This is a genomic window from Mycobacterium simulans, from assembly GCF_900232995.1.
GTDB lineage: Bacteria > Actinomycetota > Actinomycetes > Mycobacteriales > Mycobacteriaceae > Mycobacterium > Mycobacterium simulans.
Window position 1 is genome coordinate 178114 of record NZ_OCVX01000004.1, and the last position, 18400, is coordinate 196513.

The 18400-nt window shown below is 65.4% G+C and carries 8 protein-coding genes and 3 pseudogenes; 4 read left to right on the forward strand and 7 right to left on the reverse strand.

The window, feature by feature from the left end:
* Positions 1-70 precede the first annotated feature (70 nt).
* Positions 71-433 (reverse strand): hypothetical protein, encoded by a 363-nt coding sequence (locus MSIMFI_RS17020; RefSeq protein ID WP_186243517.1) that lies wholly within the window; start codon positions 431-433, stop codon positions 71-73.
* A 168-nt stretch (positions 434-601) separates the two neighbouring features.
* On the opposite strand from MSIMFI_RS17020, the gene rbpA reads away from it, so the two are divergent.
* Positions 602-937 carry an RNA polymerase-binding protein RbpA gene (gene rbpA, locus MSIMFI_RS17025; RefSeq protein WP_067015244.1) on the forward strand — a complete coding sequence of 112 codons (336 nt, stop codon included), beginning with the start codon at positions 602-604 and terminating at the stop codon, positions 935-937.
* Between the two features lie 20 nt (positions 938-957).
* Here the strand turns inward: rbpA and lnt are convergent.
* The 3 genes and pseudogenes from lnt to MSIMFI_RS17045 form a co-directional block, all read right to left on the reverse strand.
* Positions 958-3767, reverse strand: a pseudogene (lnt, locus tag MSIMFI_RS17035) (apolipoprotein N-acyltransferase).
* A complete protein-coding gene (locus MSIMFI_RS17040) occupies positions 3760-5355 on the reverse strand; it encodes an amidohydrolase (RefSeq protein ID WP_191498349.1) in 1596 nt (531 codons plus the stop codon). The pseudogene lnt and the gene MSIMFI_RS17040 overlap by 8 nt, the downstream one beginning before the upstream one ends.
* A 31-nt stretch (positions 5356-5386) precedes the next feature.
* Positions 5387-5899: an FxsA family protein gene (locus MSIMFI_RS17045; protein ID WP_191498350.1), complete on the reverse strand. Its 513-nt coding sequence runs from the start codon at positions 5897-5899 to the stop codon at positions 5387-5389.
* A 72-nt stretch (positions 5900-5971) separates the two neighbouring features.
* Here MSIMFI_RS17045 and MSIMFI_RS17050 point away from each other — a divergent pair, with 72 nt between their 5' ends.
* Complete coding sequence (locus tag MSIMFI_RS17050) at positions 5972-6676, forward strand: dienelactone hydrolase family protein (RefSeq protein ID WP_191498351.1); 705 nt, start codon at positions 5972-5974, stop codon at positions 6674-6676.
* Positions 6677-6686: 10 nt separating this feature from the next.
* On the opposite strand, the gene MSIMFI_RS17055 is transcribed toward MSIMFI_RS17050, so the two are convergent.
* Positions 6687-7091, reverse strand: coding sequence for a PPOX class F420-dependent oxidoreductase (locus MSIMFI_RS17055; RefSeq protein WP_191498352.1), 405 nt, complete (start codon positions 7089-7091; stop codon positions 6687-6689).
* Positions 7092-7175: 84 nt separating this feature from the next.
* Positions 7176-10763, reverse strand: coding sequence for a cobaltochelatase subunit CobN (gene cobN, locus MSIMFI_RS17060; RefSeq protein WP_191498353.1), 3588 nt, complete (start codon positions 10761-10763; stop codon positions 7176-7178).
* A gap of 465 nt (positions 10764-11228) precedes the next feature.
* On the opposite strand from cobN, the gene MSIMFI_RS17065 reads away from it, so the two are divergent.
* Together MSIMFI_RS17065 and MSIMFI_RS28305 are read left to right on the forward strand one after the other, a co-directional pair.
* Complete coding sequence (locus tag MSIMFI_RS17065; RefSeq protein ID WP_191498354.1) at positions 11229-12401, forward strand: pyridoxal phosphate-dependent aminotransferase; 1173 nt, start codon at positions 11229-11231, stop codon at positions 12399-12401.
* Between the two features lie 269 nt (positions 12402-12670).
* Positions 12671-16969, forward strand: a pseudogene (locus MSIMFI_RS28305) (type I polyketide synthase); the annotation flags it as partial.
* Here the strand turns inward: MSIMFI_RS28305 and MSIMFI_RS17095 are convergent.
* Positions 16967-18400 (reverse strand): annotated as a pseudogene (locus MSIMFI_RS17095) (type I polyketide synthase); the annotation flags it as partial. The pseudogenes MSIMFI_RS28305 and MSIMFI_RS17095 overlap by 3 nt on opposite strands.

An 18400-nucleotide genomic window follows, 5' to 3' on the forward strand; every position in this document is an offset into this window, starting at 1 on the left:
TCGTGATGACTTTACCCGGCAACCCGTGATTTGCCGGATACGTGCACGTCACACCGGGGAAAGGCGGCGGCTAGACAGCCACTCGGCGCCACCCGTCGGCGGCCTTGGCAGCCCGGATTAACACGTCGCAGAGTTCGCGCAGTTCGGTTGCCGCGGCTCCCTCGTCGAGTGCGGTGGCGACATCCTCCGCCGCGCAGCGCACCTGGTAAACACGGTCGGTTAGGTCGGCTGCCTCGTCGGCCGACAGCACCACCGCATCGCTGGGCAGCGCCGCCACCTCACCCCGGGTGATCATGGCCCGCTGCTCGTATGCCCGCTGGCGGCAGGACTGCCGGCAGTATTGGCGACGGCGGCCCATGCCGACATTGGTGACGTCACGACCACACCAGCGGCACGGCTGGGGACGAGTCCGTTGATGCCGGGCAAGACTCACGCCTGCCGACTTTAGTCCGATCCGGCCCGCGATCCCGGTATCATTAGAGGTCGCGTCGCGCGTGCCACCTGGCCACGCGGGAACTATGCAGACCATCGAAACGTTTGCCCAAGCGAAGAGAATCACCACCGGAGCCAGGAGCTCACAGGATCTAGAGGAGTAGCGGGAATGGCCGATCGCGTCCTGAGAGGCAGTCGCCTCGGAGCCGTGAGCTATGAGACTGACCGCAACCACGACCTCGCACCGCGCCAAATCGCTCGGTACCGCACCGAAAACGGTGAGGAGTTCGAGGTTCCGTTCGCGGACGACGCCGACATCCCCGGCACCTGGCTCTGCCGCAATGGCATGGAAGGCACCCTGATCGAGGGCGACCTGCCCGAGCCGAAGAAGGTCAAGCCACCGCGCACGCACTGGGACATGCTGCTGGAGCGGCGGTCTGTCGAAGAGCTTGAGGAGCTGCTCAAGGAGCGCCTCGAACTCATCAGGTCGCGCCGCCGCGGCTGATTCCGGGAGCTTTCGAACGGTTAGGAGCGGTTGTGAGCGCGGCTGGTTCGCGCCCGGTTGAGCCTGCCCTCTAGACCCCAGCGAGTGACCTTGACCAGCGCCTCGCGAATGCTGGATCCGCCCATCTTGGACACGCCGAATTCACGCTCGGTGAAGGTGATCGGCACCTCGACGACGATGAAGCCGGTGTTCACCGTGCGCCACGTCATCTCAATTTGGAAGCCGTAGCCTCGGGAGTCCACGCTGTCCAGGCCGATCGCTTCGAGCACTTCGCGCCGGTAAGCGCGGTAGCCGGCGGTGATGTCATGGACACCAATGCCCAGTGCTAATCGCGCATACGTATTAGCCGTCTTGGAAAACGCCAGGCGCCGCCACGGCCAGTTGCGCACCGCGCCCCCATGGACGTAGCGCGAACCGATGGCGAGGTCGGCTCCCGCGTCAACGGCGTCCAACAGGCGGTAAAGCTGTTCGGGCGCGTGGCTACCGTCGGCGTCCATCTCGACAAGTACCGAGTACTCCCGGCTCAAACCCCACGCGAAACCCTCCAGGTACGCCGCACCCAGACCGTTCTTTGCGGTGCGGTGCAGCACATGGGTGCGACCGGGATCGGCCTGCGCCAGCTCGTCGGCGAGCTGGCCGGTGCCATCGGGGCTGCTGTCGTCAACGACGAGCACATGCACGTCGGGGCAAGCGTCCGTCACCCGGCGATGAATCAGCGGTAGGTTCTCCCGCTCGTTGAAGGTGGGAATGATCACCAAGACGCGCTGGCTGGGCCGACTGCCCGGGACCTGGGGCGCAGACTGGCCGGTGGTCATGTAGCTCCTTCATGTTGCCCGAAACCATGTGAGTATCGGCCGCCCTCATCGGACGGAGTGTCTTTCTTATCCTCCAGGCCGCCCTCTGATTCGCTCTGGGGCGGCACACCCGAGTCGTCAGATTCGCCCGGGGGCGCGTCGTCGCCCGGAGGCCTGGACCGCCGACGTGTCAGACGCGGGAACCACCCATTGTGCCGTATCGCAACCAGAATCACCGCCCCAGCCGCCCCAACCAGGGTCCATTGCACTGCCGGACCCCACCGCGCCCCAGGAGTCAGCCTGGTCTTGAGGCGCACCTGATTGTCCAGATAAGCGGGCTCGAAGAAGTCCGTGCGGGCCAGCTCACCGCCGTCCGGGGCGATCACCGCGCTGATCCCGGTGGTGCCTGCGACCACAACGTACCGGTCATGCTCCACGGCCCGAACTTTGGCGAAGGCCAGCTGCTGCTCACTCATCGTCTGGTTGAAGGTGGCGTTATTGCTGGGCACGGCCAGCAACTGCGCGCCGTTGAGAACCGACTTGCGGGGCGCGCGGTCGAAGATCACTTCCCAGCAGGTGGCCACCCCTAACGGCACCCCAGCGATGCGCACGACGCCGGTGCTTGGGCGGGGAACGAAGTGGCCGGCACGGTCGGCGTACCCGGAGAGATGCCGGAAGAGCCACGGCATGGGGAGGTACTCGCCGAATGGCTGCACGATTTCCTTGTCGTGGCGGTCAGCCGGGCCGGTGACCGGATTCCAGACCAGCACCGTGTTGGTGAATTCCGGGGTGTCATGCAGGCGACCTGGAACGTCGAGCACGGTGCCGACCAGGATCGGTACCCCGATCGCAGCCGCAGCCTCTGAGATCTGCTGCCCGGCGTCGGCATTGACCAGTGGATTGATGTCGGAAGAATCCTCCGGCCAAATGACGAAGTGCGGTTGCGGGGCGATGCCGGAATGCACGTCCTCGGCCAGCACCAGCGTCTCGCGGACGTGGTTGTCCAGCACCGCTCGACGTTGCGCATTGAAGTCCAGACCGAGCCGGGGCACATTGCCCTGTACGACAGCGACGGTGACCGTGGGTTCGCCGCCCGATCCCGCCCCGGAGTGCCGCACCTGCGGCCACACGACGATGGCGGCCAACAGAACCAGGCTGATGCAAACGCCCGGCAGCACCACCGCCGGCGGCGGCGGACCGGCGCCGGCCCCGCTTGTGTTGGACTCCGGGCGGCGCACCTGGCCGCCGGACCGCCACCACTTCTCGATCTCCAACGCGATCGCGGTCAAGCTGCTAGCCACCAGCACGATCGCTACCGCGAGCAGCGAAATGCCACCGAGTTGAACCAATGGCAGCAGCGGACCGTCGGCTTGACCGAAGGCTAGCGATCCCCAGGGAAATCCGCCGAACGGGATGATCGACTTCAACCACTCCTGCGCCGCCCATAGCACCGCGAACCAAATCGGCCAGCCCGGCAGCCGACGGACCACAACCGCGAACAGTCCGAAGAGCCCGGGAAACAGGGCGGAAGCCGTCGCCAACACCAGCCAAGGCATAGCGCCTACCAAGGTGCTGATCCAAGGCAACAACGGCACATAGAACACCAGACCGAACAGGAAGCCATAGCCCAGCCCACCCAGCGGTGTCGTGGCGGGGTGAGTCAGCACCCAGGACAACAAGGCAAGGGCGACGATCGCAGCCCACCACCAGTTGGTTGGCGGGAAGCTGGCGTACAGCAGCAGACCCGCGACTCCGGCGACGACGAGCCGTGACCCCCGCGGCCGCAGCGCGGCCCGTGCGGCGGGCAGCCCCGCCGCTACACCGGCACCCACCCTCGCCCGCAACCGCCGTGCCGCAATACCAACCGGATTGGCCTTGCGTGAGATGTCCGGCGAACCGGCGGGAGTTTCCTCCTGCTCCTCCTGCTCCGGCTGCTCTGCATCCGGCGCCTGCTCGGCCGCATCGTTAGGGGCCTCAGGATCGCTTTCATCGAAGTCGGCGCGTAGGGCCTTCCGGCCCAGCCATGGCCTAGCCATAGATGACCGCACCTCGATGCACGGTTTGACGGCAACGTGGCAACGCGTCCGTGGGGCCTAGCCGCGGCAAGGCGGGCACCCGGGAACGCGGGTCGGTTGACCAGCGTTGGACGGCGTCGCGCGGGGCGCTGACGTCGAGCGTTCCGGCATCCCATACCGCATAGGAGGCGGGCGCGCCCGGGACCAGGGTGCCGGTCGTTCCGTCGCGGATGCCGGCGGCCCGCCAGCCGCCTCGAGTTGCGGCAGCGAACGCGGCGCGCGCCGATACCGCGCTGCCCGGCGTGTGGTGATTGACCGCCGCGCGCACGGTTAGCCAGGGCTCAAACCCGGTCACGGGGGCGTCGGAACCAAGCGCGAGGGGCACGCCTTGGGATGCTAACAGCGCAAGCGGGTTGAGCTGGCAACCTCGGTTCACACCGAGCCGGCGAGCGTACATGCCATTGCTACCGCCCCACAGCGCGTCAAAATTTGGCTGCACGCTGGCGATGACGCCCCAGGCGCCCAGCTTTGCGGCCTGGTCTGCGGTGACCATCTCCAGGTGTTCCAGGCGGTGCCCGCAGCGAGCGACGGCCACCACCCCCAGGTCTTCGACGACGGCTTCGAGGGCCGCGACGACCGCCGAGACGGCAGCATCACCGATGACGTGGAAACCGGCGGTCACCTCCGCCTCGGTACACGCCCGCAGGTGGGCTTCGATGGCGTCTGGGTCGAGATGGCAGGTGCCGATGCAGCCGGGTGCGTCGGCGTATGGCTCGTGCAGCCAGGCGGTACGCGACCCGAGGGCTCCGTCGATAAACAGGTCGCCGGCCAGCCCGCGGGCCCCGGTCTGCTGCAGCAGCGCGCGGGCCTGCGCGGCGCTGGTTACCGCCTCACCCCAGTAGCCGATCACCTCGACGCCGTGATCGAGAGCGCGCAGCTGCAACCAGTCGTCTAGCCCACCGATTTCGGGGCCGGCGCATTCGTGCACGGCGACAATGCCGGCCGCGGCCAGGGCATGGAGTGCGGCGGCGCGGGCTTCGGCGAGCTGCGAGTCGGTTAGGAGATCGCGGGCGGCGGCCCGAGCCAGGTGGTGCGCGTCGCCGGTCAGCGGCTGCTGGGCTCCTGTTGCCGGTAGTTCGGGGACCAAGCGTCGCAGCCCGGTCGAGACCAGCGCGGAGTGCACGTCGACGCGTGCCAGGTAGGCGGGCCGGCCACCGAGTACTGCGTCCAGGTCCGCCGTGCTGGGCGGGCTGTCCTCGGTCCAGGTCGACTCGTCCCAGCCGTGCCCCCACACCGGTTGGCCCGGGCGGGCGGCCGCGTAGTCGGCAATCATCTGCAGGCACTGCGAGCGCGAGCGTGCTGGACGCAAATCCAGTCCGCTGATCGTCAGACCGGTCGCGGTCAGGTGGATGTGGCTGTCCACGAACCCTGGCGCCACGAATCCGCCGTCAAGATCCTCCACTTGGGCGTCCGGGAAGTGGTTGCGGCCGACGTCGTCACTGCCCAGCCACGCGATCACATCCCCGCGCACCGCCATCGCGGTGGCCTCGGGGTGGGTCGGGCTGTGTACCCGGCCATTGACCAGGAGCTTGGTGGGAATCTGCGCCACAGGGCAAAACTACGCGCGGAGCACCGGAGGCTCAGCGGAAATCGGAGCGTGGGGGCAGGACGGGCGGTTCGCCTACCCATCCTTCTTGGACGTCGATGACCTCGCCATCGATGAAGTCCTGCCGATGGTCCTGGCGGTGGTCCTGGCGCTCGCCACCGACCGTTACGTCGATCAGCGGTACCCGTTGCGCTAACCCCCGCCCGACAAGGGCCGTCAACCCCGGGCGAGCGACGGCGCGTATCGGAGGGACCAACAGCAGCAGTCCCAGCGCCGTGGTGACCAGCCCGGGAACGAGGACCAGGCCCGTGGCCACGGTGACCAGCGCGCCGTCGCCGAGCGCGGTACGCGGATCCTTCAGGCCCGATCGCAACTGCATGACTTGCCGGCTGAGCTGTAGGCCGCCCATGGGAGCCCAAACGACCAAGCCCAGCACGAAAGCGGCCAACAGAACCAGCAAGGTCCAGCCGAACCCGATCGCCGACGCCAGCCCTATAACCGCCATGAGCTCGACGACGGCATACCCGAGAAGCAGCCGACCTACCATGTCACGCCAACGTCCGTGAGCTATGCCCAAGTTCCTCGAATGGCCACATCGCGGCTGCAGTTAGATGACGGTATGACGACGATCGAGATTGACACCCCCGCCGGACCGATCGACGCGCTGCTGGGCACTCCCTCCGGTGAAGGCCGGTGGCCTGGTGTGGTGGTGATCCACGATGCGGTCGGCTACGCCCCGGACAACCAGGCGATTTCCAGTCGGATAGCCCAGGCGGGCTACTTGGCGCTCACCCCGAATTTGTACGCCCGCGGTGGCCGCGCCCGATGCATCCGCCGCGTCTTTCGCGAGCTGCTGACCAAGCGGGGCCGCGCCCTTGACGACATTCTGGCCGCCCGCGACCATCTGCTGGCCATGCCCGAATGCACCGGACAGGTGGGTATCGCGGGCTTCTGCATGGGCGGCCAGTTCGCGCTCATCGTGTCGCCGAGGGGTTTTGGAGCCTCGGCGCCGTTTTACGGCACTCCACTGCCCCGTCATCTCAGCGATACGCTCGAGGGCTCCTGCCCGATTGTGGCGAGTTTCGGCACCCGTGACCCGCTCGGAATTGGCGCGTCCCAGCGGTTGCGCCAAGTGACCTCGGCCCAACACATCACGACCGATATCAAGGCGTACCGCGGCGCCGGGCACAGCTTCGCGAACAAACTGCCCGGCCAGCCGCTGCTTCGCATCGCGGGATTCGGCTACAACGAGGCCGCGACTGAAGACGCGTGGCGCCGGGTTTTTGCGTTCTTCGGCGAGCATCTGCAGTCGAATGCCGAGTAAGGAGTCGACTTCAGTTGTCGGCGAGTTTGAGCTCGAGTCCAACGTTGTTTTCCATGCCGCCGCGCAGCTTGCTGAAGAAGTTGAAGACCTTGCCTACAATCCCGTACCGCTTACCGATCGCGTCGTAGACGGCACCCGTTTGTGACTTGTCCAGGATGGCCGCGGTGCCCTCGACGGCTTCGCTGGTCGGGCGTCCACGCATGGTGCACGTGGCTAGCGTCACGCGGGAGGTATTGCGAATCCGCTTGACTTTCCACGACTTTCCCTCGGTGATGACAAGCAGGCGGTCGCCGCGTTCGCTGCCATCGCCGTCTAAGGCGGCCCAGACCGGGACCGGTTTGGGCCGGCCGTCTTTGGTGAAGGTGGTCAGCAGGATGTATTGCGCTTTAGCGAGGTCGGCAAAAGTTGGTGTCACAGGTGCCAACCTACCCGGCGAGCAGACGCAGAATCGCATGCGGAAGGCCTTCCGCATGCGATTCTGCGTCTGCTCGCCGGGGATCTAACCTTCCAGGTCGCCCTCGGTTTCCAGCAGCGCCCGGCGCAACCCATCGAGCGTGTCGGCGTGCGGCTGGGCCCACATACCTCGGCTGGCCGCCTCTAGTAGCCGTTCTGCCATACCGTGCAACGCCCACGGGTTTGACTCCGTCATGAATTTCCGGTTCTCCGGGTCCAGCACGTAACGCTCGGTGAGTTGTTCGTACATCCAATCGGCCATTACCCCGGCCGTGGCGTCATAGCCGAACAGGTAGTCGACGGTGGCGGCCATCTCGAAGGCGCCCTTGTACCCATGCCGGCGCATCGCGGCCATCCATCGGGGATTGACCACGCGGGCCCGAAAGACCCGCGTGGTTTCCTCCGATAGCGTGCGGGTGCGGATGGCATCCGGCCTGGTGTTGTCGCCGATATACGCTGCGGGCGCTTGGCCGGTCAAAGCCCGCACCGTGGCCACCATGCCGCCGTGGTACTGGAAGTAGTCGTCGGAGTCCGCGATGTCGTGTTCTCGGGTGTCAGTGTTCTTGGCGGCCACGGCAATCCGACGGTATTGGCGGTTCATGTCGTCGATCGCCTCTCTGCCGTCCAGGTCACGTCCGTAGGCAAATCCGCCCCAGGCCGTGTACACCTGCGCGAGGTCGGCGTCGTCACGCCAGTTGCGGCTGTCGATCAGCTGTAGCAAGCCGGCGCCGTAAGTGCCGGGTTTGGATCCGAAAATTCTTGTGGTGGCACGCCGTTGGTCACCGTGTTGCGCCAGATCGGCTTGAGCGTGCGCGCGCACGTAGTTGTCGTCGGCAGGCTCGTCGAGGTCGGCGACCAACCGCACCGCATCGTCCAGCATCGTCACCACGTGAGGGAACGCGTCCCGGAAGAAACCGGAGATCCGCACCGTCACGTCGATGCGCGGCCGGCCCAGCTCGGCAAGCGGGATCGGCGCCAAGTCGACGACGCGCCGCGACGCGTCGTCCCACACCGGCCGAACGCCCAGCAGCGCAAGCACTTCGGCGATGTCATCGCCAGCGGTGCGCATGGCCGAGGTACCCCACACCGAAAGACCGACCGACTGCGGCCATTGCCCATGGTCGTCGCGGTAGCGGTGCAGCAGTGAATCCGCCAGTGCCACACCGGCTTCCCAGGCCAGCCGCGACGGCACCGCCTTTGGGTCCACGGAGTAGAAGTTGCGGCCGGTGGGCAGCACGTTGATCAGGCCACGCAGCGGCGAGCCCGACGGCCCCGCGACAATGAACCGGCCGTCGAGTGCCCGTAGTATCTGGTCGATTTCCGACGCGGTGCCGGCCAGTCGCGGCACCACCTCGGTCGCCGCAAAACGCAGCACTGCGGCGACGTCTGCATTGTCGGTGATCCCTGCTGCGGCGTCGGGATGCCAGCCCGTGGCCTGCAGTGAGGCGACGAGCTCCCGGGCGACACCCTCGACCCGGTCGACCGCTGCGCGGTCGTCGGTACCGTCCTCGGCCAGGCCCAGCGCCTGTCGCAACCCGGGCAGGGCGTGTTGACCGGCGAACAGCTGGCGGGCCCGCAGGATGGCCAGCACCAAATCGAGTTCGGCCTCCCCCGTTGGCTTCTGCCCGAGGATGTGCAGCCCGTCGCGGATCTGGACGTCCTTGATTTCACACAACCAGCCATCGACATGCAGCAGCATGTCATCGAACGAGTCCTCTTCCGGCCGCTCGGTCAACCCCAGGTCGTGGTCCATCTTTGCGGCGCGGATCAGCGTCCAGATCTGCTGGCGGATCGCGGGCAACTTGGCGGGGTCCAGGGCGGCGACATTGGCATGCTCGTCCAGCAGCTGTTCCAAACGCGCGATGTCGCCGTAGGTTTCGGCGCGGGCCATGGGCGGTATCAGGTGGTCGACGAGGATGGCGTGGGCCCGCCTCTTGGCCTGGGTGCCCTCACCGGGGTCGTTGACGAGGAACGGATAGATCAGTGGCAGGTTGCCCAGCGCGGCGTCGGACCCACAGGACGCCGACATGCCCAGCGTCTTGCCCGGCAGCCACTCCAGGTTGCCGTGCTTGCCCAGATGCACGACCGCGTGCGCTTGGAAACTGGATGGGAAACCGGCATCGAGCCAGTGGTAGGCGGCTAGGTAGTGGTGGCTGGGCGGTAAATCCGGGTCGTGGTAGATCGCAACCGGATTTTCGCCGAATCCGCGTGGCGGCTGCACCATCAGCACGACATTGCCGGCTTGCAGTGCGGCGATAACGATTTCGCCGTCGGGATCGTTGCTGCGGTCTACGAATAGATCCCCTGGCGGCGGGCCCCAATGCGCTTGCACGGCCGCGGTCAGTTCGGCTGGCAGAGTTTCGAACCAGTTCCGATAATCCTTGGCGGACACTCTAATTGGGTTACCGGCGAGTTGTCCCTCGGTGAGCCAGTCGGGGTCTTGCCCGCCGCGTTCGATCAGGGCGTGGATTAGGGCATCACCGTCGGCGGCGTCCACACCGGGCACGTCGCCCACCTGATAGCCCGACTCTCGCATTGCCCGCAGCAGAGCGATCGCGCTCGCCGGGGTGTCCAGTCCGACCGCGTTGCCGATGCGGGCGTGCTTGGTCGGATATGCCGAAAACACCAGGGCCACGCGCTTATCCGCGGGTGCGATGTGCCGTAATTGCGCGTGCCGGACCGCCAAGCCCGCCACCCGGGCGCAGCGTTCCGGGTCGGCGACATAGGAGATCAACCCGTCGTCGTCAATCTCCTTGAACGAGAACGGAACAGTGATGATGCGGCCATCGAACTCGGGCACTGCTACCTGGCTGGCGACATCGAGCGGGCTGAGTCCGTCGTCGTTGTCGCACCATTGGCCTCGTGGGCTGGTCAAACACAAGCCCTGCAGGATCGGGATATCGAGCGCCGCCAGGTGTTCCACGTTCCAGCTGTCGTCGTCACCACCTGCCGAGGCGGCGGCGGGCTTGACTCCCCCGGCAGCCAGCACGGTGACCACCATGGCGTCGGCCTCACCGAGTCGTTCCAGCAGCTGCGGTTCGGCGGTCCGCAGCGACGCACAATACACCGGCAGTGGACGCGCGCCCGCGTCTTCGATCGCCTGACACAGCGCCTCGACGTAGGCGGTATTGCCCGCCAAGTGCTGCGCGCGGTAATAGAGGACGGCGATCGTCGGGCCGTCGGCGTCGCCGGTCTGCGGCCGCGCCAGCTCACCCCAGGTCGGGGTCAACACCGGCGGAGTGAATCCAAAGCCGGTCATTAGCACGGTGTCCGACAGGAAGGCGTGCAGTTGGCGCAGGTTTTCCACGCCGCCGTGGGCCAGGTAGATGTGGGCCTGCACCGCGATGCCGGCCGCAACCGTGGAGAGATCGGTCAACTCGGCGTCTGTCGCTTGCTCACCGCTGACCAGAACTGTCGGCACGCCGCTGGCCAGAACGGCGTCGATGCCGCTCTGCCAGGCGCGGTAGCCGCCGAGAATCCGCACCACCACGATCGACGAGTCGGCCAGCAGGTCGGTGAGTCCCAGGTTCGACAGTCGCGACGGGTTGGCCCATCGATAGCCTTTCCCGCTGGCGCGCGCACTGATCAGGTCGGTGTCGGACGTCGACAACAGCAGGATGGTCGGCTCGGCCACTTGTTATTCGTACCGCAGTGCCGTGGGGCCACACATCATGGGTAGCGTGAGGCAACGAATCCGCCGCCCGCCAATCCTTTACCGAGTTCCGGGAAATCGTCGAATCCCAACTTGGGCCACATCGCAACGTATGCGCCGCAAAGCATGCCGTGCTCGGATACACAGACAGCGTTCGTCTGGAGAACCACGGACGCGGTATCCACTTCTCCGCGATCATGCCGACCTTGACCAACACCGAGATGATTGCCGGGGTCGGACACGCGCGGGCTTCAAGAACGCCGGGGCCAGCAGACGTTACCAAAAGAGATTTGACAGAGAAGGAGCCGCGTTCGGTCTCCGCTCTGGAATTGCGCCCATCCCGCATACAATATGGACGCCGTCAAAGCGGAGCCGCTTCAGGAAACGTCAATACCGGCCCCGGGACGCCACCCCTGGAAATCAAAGAAGAGCGAGCCACCCTTCCTGATGATAGCTTCGCGTTTAAGACCTTATGCGACCCATGTTTGCGGCGAGATGTCGGCATTGGCCGCGCGCATCGGCGCAATTAACCTGGGCCAAGGTTTCCCTGACGAAGACGGGCCACCGGCAATGCTGCAGGCCGCCCAGCAAGCAATGGCCGACGGGCTCAACCAATACCCGCCGCTGCTCGGGATCGCGCCGCTTCGCGAGGCCATCGCTGCTGACCGTGAGCGCAGATACGGCACCAGTTTCGACCCCGAGTCCGAGGTACTGGTCACGGTGGGCGCCACCGAAGCCATCGCCGCAATTGCGCTCGGCCTTTTAGAACCGGGATCGGAATTGCTCGCAATCGAGCCGTGCTACGACGCGTATCCGGCGGTTGCCGCGATGGCCGGTGTTCGTCTGAAGACAGTCCCATTGGTCACCGATGGCCGCGGATTCGCACTCGATCTCGACGCACTGCGCCTCGCCGTTACCCGGCATACGGCGGCGATCATTGTGAACTCGCCGCATAACCCAACCGGCGCCGTATTACGTCGGGATGAGCTAGAGGCGATCGCCGAGCTTGCCATTGAATACGACATTCTCGTCATAACCGACGAGGTCTACGAGTGCCTTACGTACGACTCCGTCCAGCACGTGCCGTTGGGAGCCCTGCCAGGCATGCGGGATCGAACGCTGACGGTCTCAAGTGCGTCCAAGATGTTCAACTGCACGGGTTGGAGGACGGGTTGGGTGTGCGGAAACGCTAAACTCATTGCCGCAGTACGCTCTGCCAAACAGTATCTAAGCTATGTCGGCGCAGCGGTGTTCCAGCCGGCCGTGGCACTCGCTCTGAACACACAACAGGCATGGGTGGAAGAGTCACGTCGGTCACTGCAATCACGCCGTGATCGGCTGGCCGCAGGCCTCGCCAAGATAGGCTTTGATGTACGCCACTCCAGCGGCACCTTCTTTTTGTGTGCGGACCCCACACCGCTCGGGTTCACCGACAGTGGGTCTTTCTGCGCCGACGTGCCCCACCGCGCGGGAGTGGCAGCGATTCCCTTGTCGGCGTTTTGTATCACCGACGGTGATCGGTTCAAGGCCTGGAATCATCTGGCGCGACTCACGTTTTGTAAGCGTGAAGACACACTCGACGAGGCCCTGCGCCGGCTAGCGGTGTTAACTGCCAGTTGATCCGGCGCGGGCCTGCCGCCATTCCAGCGCACGGCTCAGAACGTTGATACAGTACGGGATCGGCGACGGTTCGCGCGTCAATAGTGTTGCCAGGCAGGCGTCTTGGCGCCTTGCAGGGACAAGTGCCGTGGCCCGATGCGCCTCGATACGGTCGGCGTCGGTGACCGGATTGGCCCGCCATCGGCAGTACGGGTGGCGAGCAATTTCGGTCGATTTCGGGTTACCCGAAACCACACCATCGGATAGCGTGATGCAGGCAAGTGAAGAAGATGCGCAATTGTTCGGGGAGCGCCGTGAATATCGCGGGAGATGCCGTTGAGATCGCAATCATCGGGCTGTCGTGTCGCGTTTCGGGGGCGTCGAATCCGGCCGAATTCTGGCAGTTGATCAGTGAGGGGCATAGCCGCGTCTCTGGCAATTCAGCGCATCGACGTCGCAGTTCTGCCACTTCTTTCGGATCCGATCCTCCAGCCCTAGCTTTTGCTGCATGTCTTGAGGATGCGCTGGGTTTCGATGCGGCTTTCTTTGGGATCTCTGACAGCGAAGCCGAACACATGGATCCCCAACAGCGGCTTGCTCTAGAACTTGCCTGGGCTGCCCTAGAAGACGCGGGCATCATTCCTGAGGATATTGCTGGAAGCTCCGTGGGGCTGTTCGTCGGTGCGATGCGCGATGACTTCGCTGCTCTTATGTCGAGCTACCCTGCTGCGCCAACCGCACGAACTGCGCTGGGATCTCTTCGGTCCGTTATCGCCGGACGAATTTCTCACTTCTTTGGGTTTTCTGGTCCCAGTCTGGTCGTTGACACTGGGCAGTCGTCATCGTTGGCGGCGATCAGTTTGGCTATCGATAGCCTCCGCAAAGGCGAATGCGAGCTGGCGCTAGCAGGTGGAGTCCATCTCAATCTCGACCCGTACGCGGGCAGGTCTGTCGCTGAACTCGGTGTGCTGTCGCCTGACGGAATATGCCGTCCATTCGATGAACGAGCTAACGGCTATGTGCGCGGCGAGGGCGGCGGCTTTGTTGTACTCAAAAGACTTTCCAGTGCGAAGCAGCAAAGCATTTACTGCCACGTGCTCGGCGGCGCTGTCGTCAACGAAGGTATTCGGCCAGGCTTGATTACGCCTGACGCCGAGGCACATACATCGTTGCTTCGTGCCGCATTGGCAGCTGCGTCGGTGGAACCCTCGGTGGTCGGGTACGTCGAAACGCATGGAACGGGCACCCCGGCAGGTGACGTCGCCGAAGCGCAATCGATAATTTCGGCGTATTGCGCTGACGACTCCCGGCAGGATTCTCCGTTAGTAATCGGGTCTTGCAAACCCAATGTGGGCCACCTTGAAGCCGCTGCCGGCGTCATTGGCGTCATCAAGGTCGCTCTTGCGTTAAAGCATGGTCTGCTGCCGCCCACCCTTAACTTTCACTCCCCCAACACGGCTTTGGCGCCTTACGTGTCGAGCGTGCAGGTGCTGGGTCACGCAAGCGAATGGGCGGAAGGACGCCATCCGCGTACCGCGGCGGTGTCCTCATTCGGGATCAGCGGCACCAACGCCCACCTGATCCTTCAACAAGCGCCACCACCCCTAGCAGCATCCGCGGTGCGGGATGTACCGGTCAGCGATGGGTCTGCGGGCAGTACCTACATCCCGCTAAGTTTGTGGCCGGTTTCAGCGCGGACCCCGACGGCGTTGGCCGCCTACGCCGATCGTCTTTGCCGGTATCTGACCCAACACCCTGAGGTGGATCTGACCGATCTGGCCTTCAGTCTGGCCACGACCCGGACCCAGCATCCTTACCGGGCTGTGCTGAGCGCTCCTGCGGTTACCGAGGATCCCCGCCAAGACTTGCTGGCAGGGTTAGAAGCGTTGAGCAACAATGGATTTCACCCGCACTTGGTCCAGCATCAGGTAACTCAGCGCGACGCGAAAGTCGTGTTCATTTTCCCCGGCCAAGGCGCTCAACACCCTGGCATGGGCGCGGGGCTTTACCAGCAGCACAGCGTTTTCGCGGCCGCGGTCGACGCCTGTAATGAGGCGTTGAGATCGTATACCGGTTGGTCGGTGCGCGAGGTCATCACTCAGCAGGCGGGTGCGGTGGGGCTGGATCGGGTGGACGTGGTCCAGCCGGTGCTGTTTACGGTGATGGTGTCGCTGGCTCAGACACTGATCAGTTACGGGATTACCCCAGATGCGGTGATCGGGCATTCCCAGGGCGAGATCGCCGCGGCTTATATCGCTGGGGTGTTGAGTCTGCACGATGCCGCAAAGGTTGTGGCACTTCGTAGTCGAGCTTTAACACAGTTGTCCGGCGCGGGGGCCATGGCCTCGGTGTTGTTGCCCGCCGACCAGCTGCGGCAACGTCTGGCACCCTGGGCCGATCGGTTGAGCGTCGCTGCGGTCAACGGCCCGGCCCAGACCGTTATCAGCGGCGATCCTGAAGCGGTCGAGCAGTTTATCGCTGCTTGTGAGGCTGACGACCTGCAGGTCCGGTCGCTAGCGGTGGATTATGCGTCGCATGGTGCTCAGGTTGAATCTCTCCGCGAACAGCTTTTGGCGGACTTAGCCGGGCTGACGCCGCAACCCGGACAGATCCCGCTGTACTCGACCGTCGAGAGCGCGTTGTCTGCTGATCCGCTCAATACCACCGCCATGGACGGCGATTACTGGTATCGCAATCTGCGTCAATCCGTGCGCCTAGCCGACAGTGTGGCGGGTGTGTTGGCTACGGATGCGTGCACGGTTGTCGAGTTGTCTCCGCATCCGGGGTTGGCCCCAGCGATCACCGACACTGTCACTGCCAACGGGCGGGCGGGTTCGACGGTGATCACCACGCTGCACCGGGACCAGCCTGACCTTGACGCCCTGACGATCGCGTTGGCCCGATTGCACAGTCATGGTCACAGCCCGGCCTGGCGGGCGATTTACCCCCAAGCCCGCACTATCGGGCTGCCGACCTACCCCTTCCAACACCGCCGTTACTGGCACACCCCGCTGGTGACAGAGATGACGTCACCGCCGTCGTTCCGGACCAACGACCGCACCACCACGACCTCGATCTCTAATCCACTGACCACACAACTAGCCGGCCAAACCCCCGAAGACCAACGAGCCACCGTGACAGCTCTGGTGGTCAACGCCACCGCCGCGGTGCTGGCCCGCCCCGACCCCACCACGATCGATCCCGCCACCGCCTTCAAAGACCTCGGTGTCGATTCGGTAATCGCGCTGGACCTACGCGACGCACTGACCCCACACACCGGCCTGACCTTGCCCTCGACCCTGGTCTTCGACCACCCCACCCCCACCGCCCTCGCCGGATACCTACTGGAGCAACTCACCGGTACCTCCGACGCCTCGATCCCGGTACGCGCCCTGGCGGCACCTGCCGTGGATGACCCCATCGTGGTCGTCGGTATGGCGTGCCGGTTCCCCGGCGGGGTGGACTCCCCCGCGGCGTTGTGGGACGTGGTGAGCAGCGGTAGCGACGCGATGGGCAGCTTCCCCACCGACCGTGGCTGGAATCTGGCCGAGTTGTTTGACTCCGACCCCGACGCGGTGGGCAAGACCTACACCAGCCACGGAGCCTTTCTGCCTACCGCCGCCGAATTCGATGCCGAATTCTTCGGAATCTCACCGCGGGAAGCCCAAGCGATTGATCCTCAGCAGCGACTGCTACTCGAGATCTGTTGGGAGGCATTGGAAACCGCGGGTATCGACCCAACCGGGCTGGTCGGCACCGACACCGGGGTGTTCGCCGGGACGTGGGCGCAGCCCTACGGCGACGCCGACTCCGACGGCGCAGAGGGCTACGCGATGACCGGCGGGGCCACCAGCGTGGCCTCGGGGCGGGTGGCCTATGCGTTGGGCCTGCAGGGCCCGGCGATCACGGTGGACACCGCGTGTTCGTCGTCGTTGGTCGCTACCCATCTGGCATGTCAATCCCTGCGCAACGGCGAATCCAGCTTGGCGCTCGCCGGTGGTGTGACGATCATGACCACACCGGTGATATTCACCGAGTTCGCACGCCAACGCGGGCTCGCCGTCGACGGACGGTGTAAAGCGTTCGCCGCCGCCGCCGACGGCACCGGCTGGGGCGAAGGCGCCGGCGTGGTCGTGCTCGAACGGCTCAGCGACGCCAGCCGCCACCACCACCCGATACTGGCCGTCATCGCGGGCTCAGCGGTCAACCAAGACGGCGCCTCCAACGGGCTCACTGCCCCCAACGGGCCGGCCCAGCAACGCGTCATCGCGCAAGCCGTCGCCAACGCCGGCATCGGACTCGACCAGGTCGACGCGGTGGAGGCCCACGGAACCGGCACTACCTTGGGCGATCCGATCGAGGCCGGCGCGCTGATCGCCACCTACGGCGCACACCGTAACTCGGAGCATCCCTTGTGGCTGGGATCGATCAAATCCAACCTGGGCCACACCCAAGCCGCCGCGGGAGCAGCCGGGCTAATCAAAATGATCGTCGCCTTGCAGCACGAGGTGCTGCCGTCGACCTTGCATGTGGATCGTCCCAGCCCGCACGTCGACTGGTCAGCCGGTACCGTGCGGCTGCTCACCGAACCCATCAGCCGTGGTGGCCAACGAAAACCCCACATCGGCGGCATCCAACCCGGGATGCTGCCCCAGATACGAGCCCAACCGGGCCGCCTGCGCTGTCAGCCCGGTCTCGGTCTTAGCCGACACCAGCCACGGCAGCACCGAACCCGACACATCCACCGGGACGCTTTGGACCTCACCGTCGGCGGGCAGCTCCGAAGCGGGGGGCTGCTCGAGGATCAGGTGGGCGTTGGTGCCCGAAATACCGAACGAGGACACCGCGGCCCGGCGGGTCCGCCCGTTGGGCGGCCAGGGCTGGGCCTGAGTCAGCAACGACACCGCACCGGCCGACCAATCCACATGCGGGGACGGCTCATCGACATGCAAGGTCTGTGGCAACACCCCATGACGCAACGCCTGGATCATCTTGATCACCCCGGCCACCCCCGCCGCGGCCTGGGTATGGCCGATGTTGGACTTGACCGACCCCAACCACAGCGGCCGATCCGCCGGGCGGTCCTGCCCATACGTGGCCAAGATGGCGTGGGCCTCAATCGGATCCCCCAACACCGTGCCGGTGCCATGGGCCTCCACCACATCCACATCCGCAGGCCCCATCCCCGCGCTGGCCAGCGCCGCGGCGATCACCCGCTCCTGCGAGGGCCCGTTAGGGGCGGTCAACCCGTTAGAGGCCCCGTCCTGATTGACCGCACTCCCGCGGATCACCGCCAACACCTCATGCCCGTTGCGGCGGGCATCAGAAAGCCGCTCCACCAACACCAGGCCCGCACCCTCGGCAAACCCCGTCCCATCCGCCCCAGCAGCGAACGACTTACACCGCCCATCCACCGACAGCCCCCGCTGCCGGGAAAACTCCACAAAAATCCTCGGGGTGGCCATCACCGTCACCCCACCGGCCAACGCCAACGAACACTCCCCAGCCCGCAACGCCGCACACGCCTGATGCAACGCCACCAACGACGACGAACACGCCGTATCCACCGTCACCGCCGGCCCGCCCAACCCGAACACATACGCGATCCGACCCGAGACCACACTGGCCTCGGTGCCGGTCAGCAGATAACCCTCCACCTCAGCCCCGCCCACAACCCCGTACTGGGAGGAATACGCCCCCGCGAACACCCCAATATCACTGCCGCGCACCGACCGCGGATCAATCCCGGCCGACTCAAAGGTCTCCCACGCCGTCTCCAACAACACCCGCTGCTGAGGATCCATCGCCAACGCCTCACGCGGAGAAATCCCGAAAAACCCCGCATCAAAATCGGCCACACCCTCAACAAACCCCCCCATCCGGGTATACGACGCCCCCACCCGGTCAGGATCGGGATCATAAAGACCCTCCACATCCCAACCCCGATCGGTCGGGAACCCCGAGATCACATCCCGACCCCTGACCCTTATACACATCTGACGCTGCCGACGCACCCCACC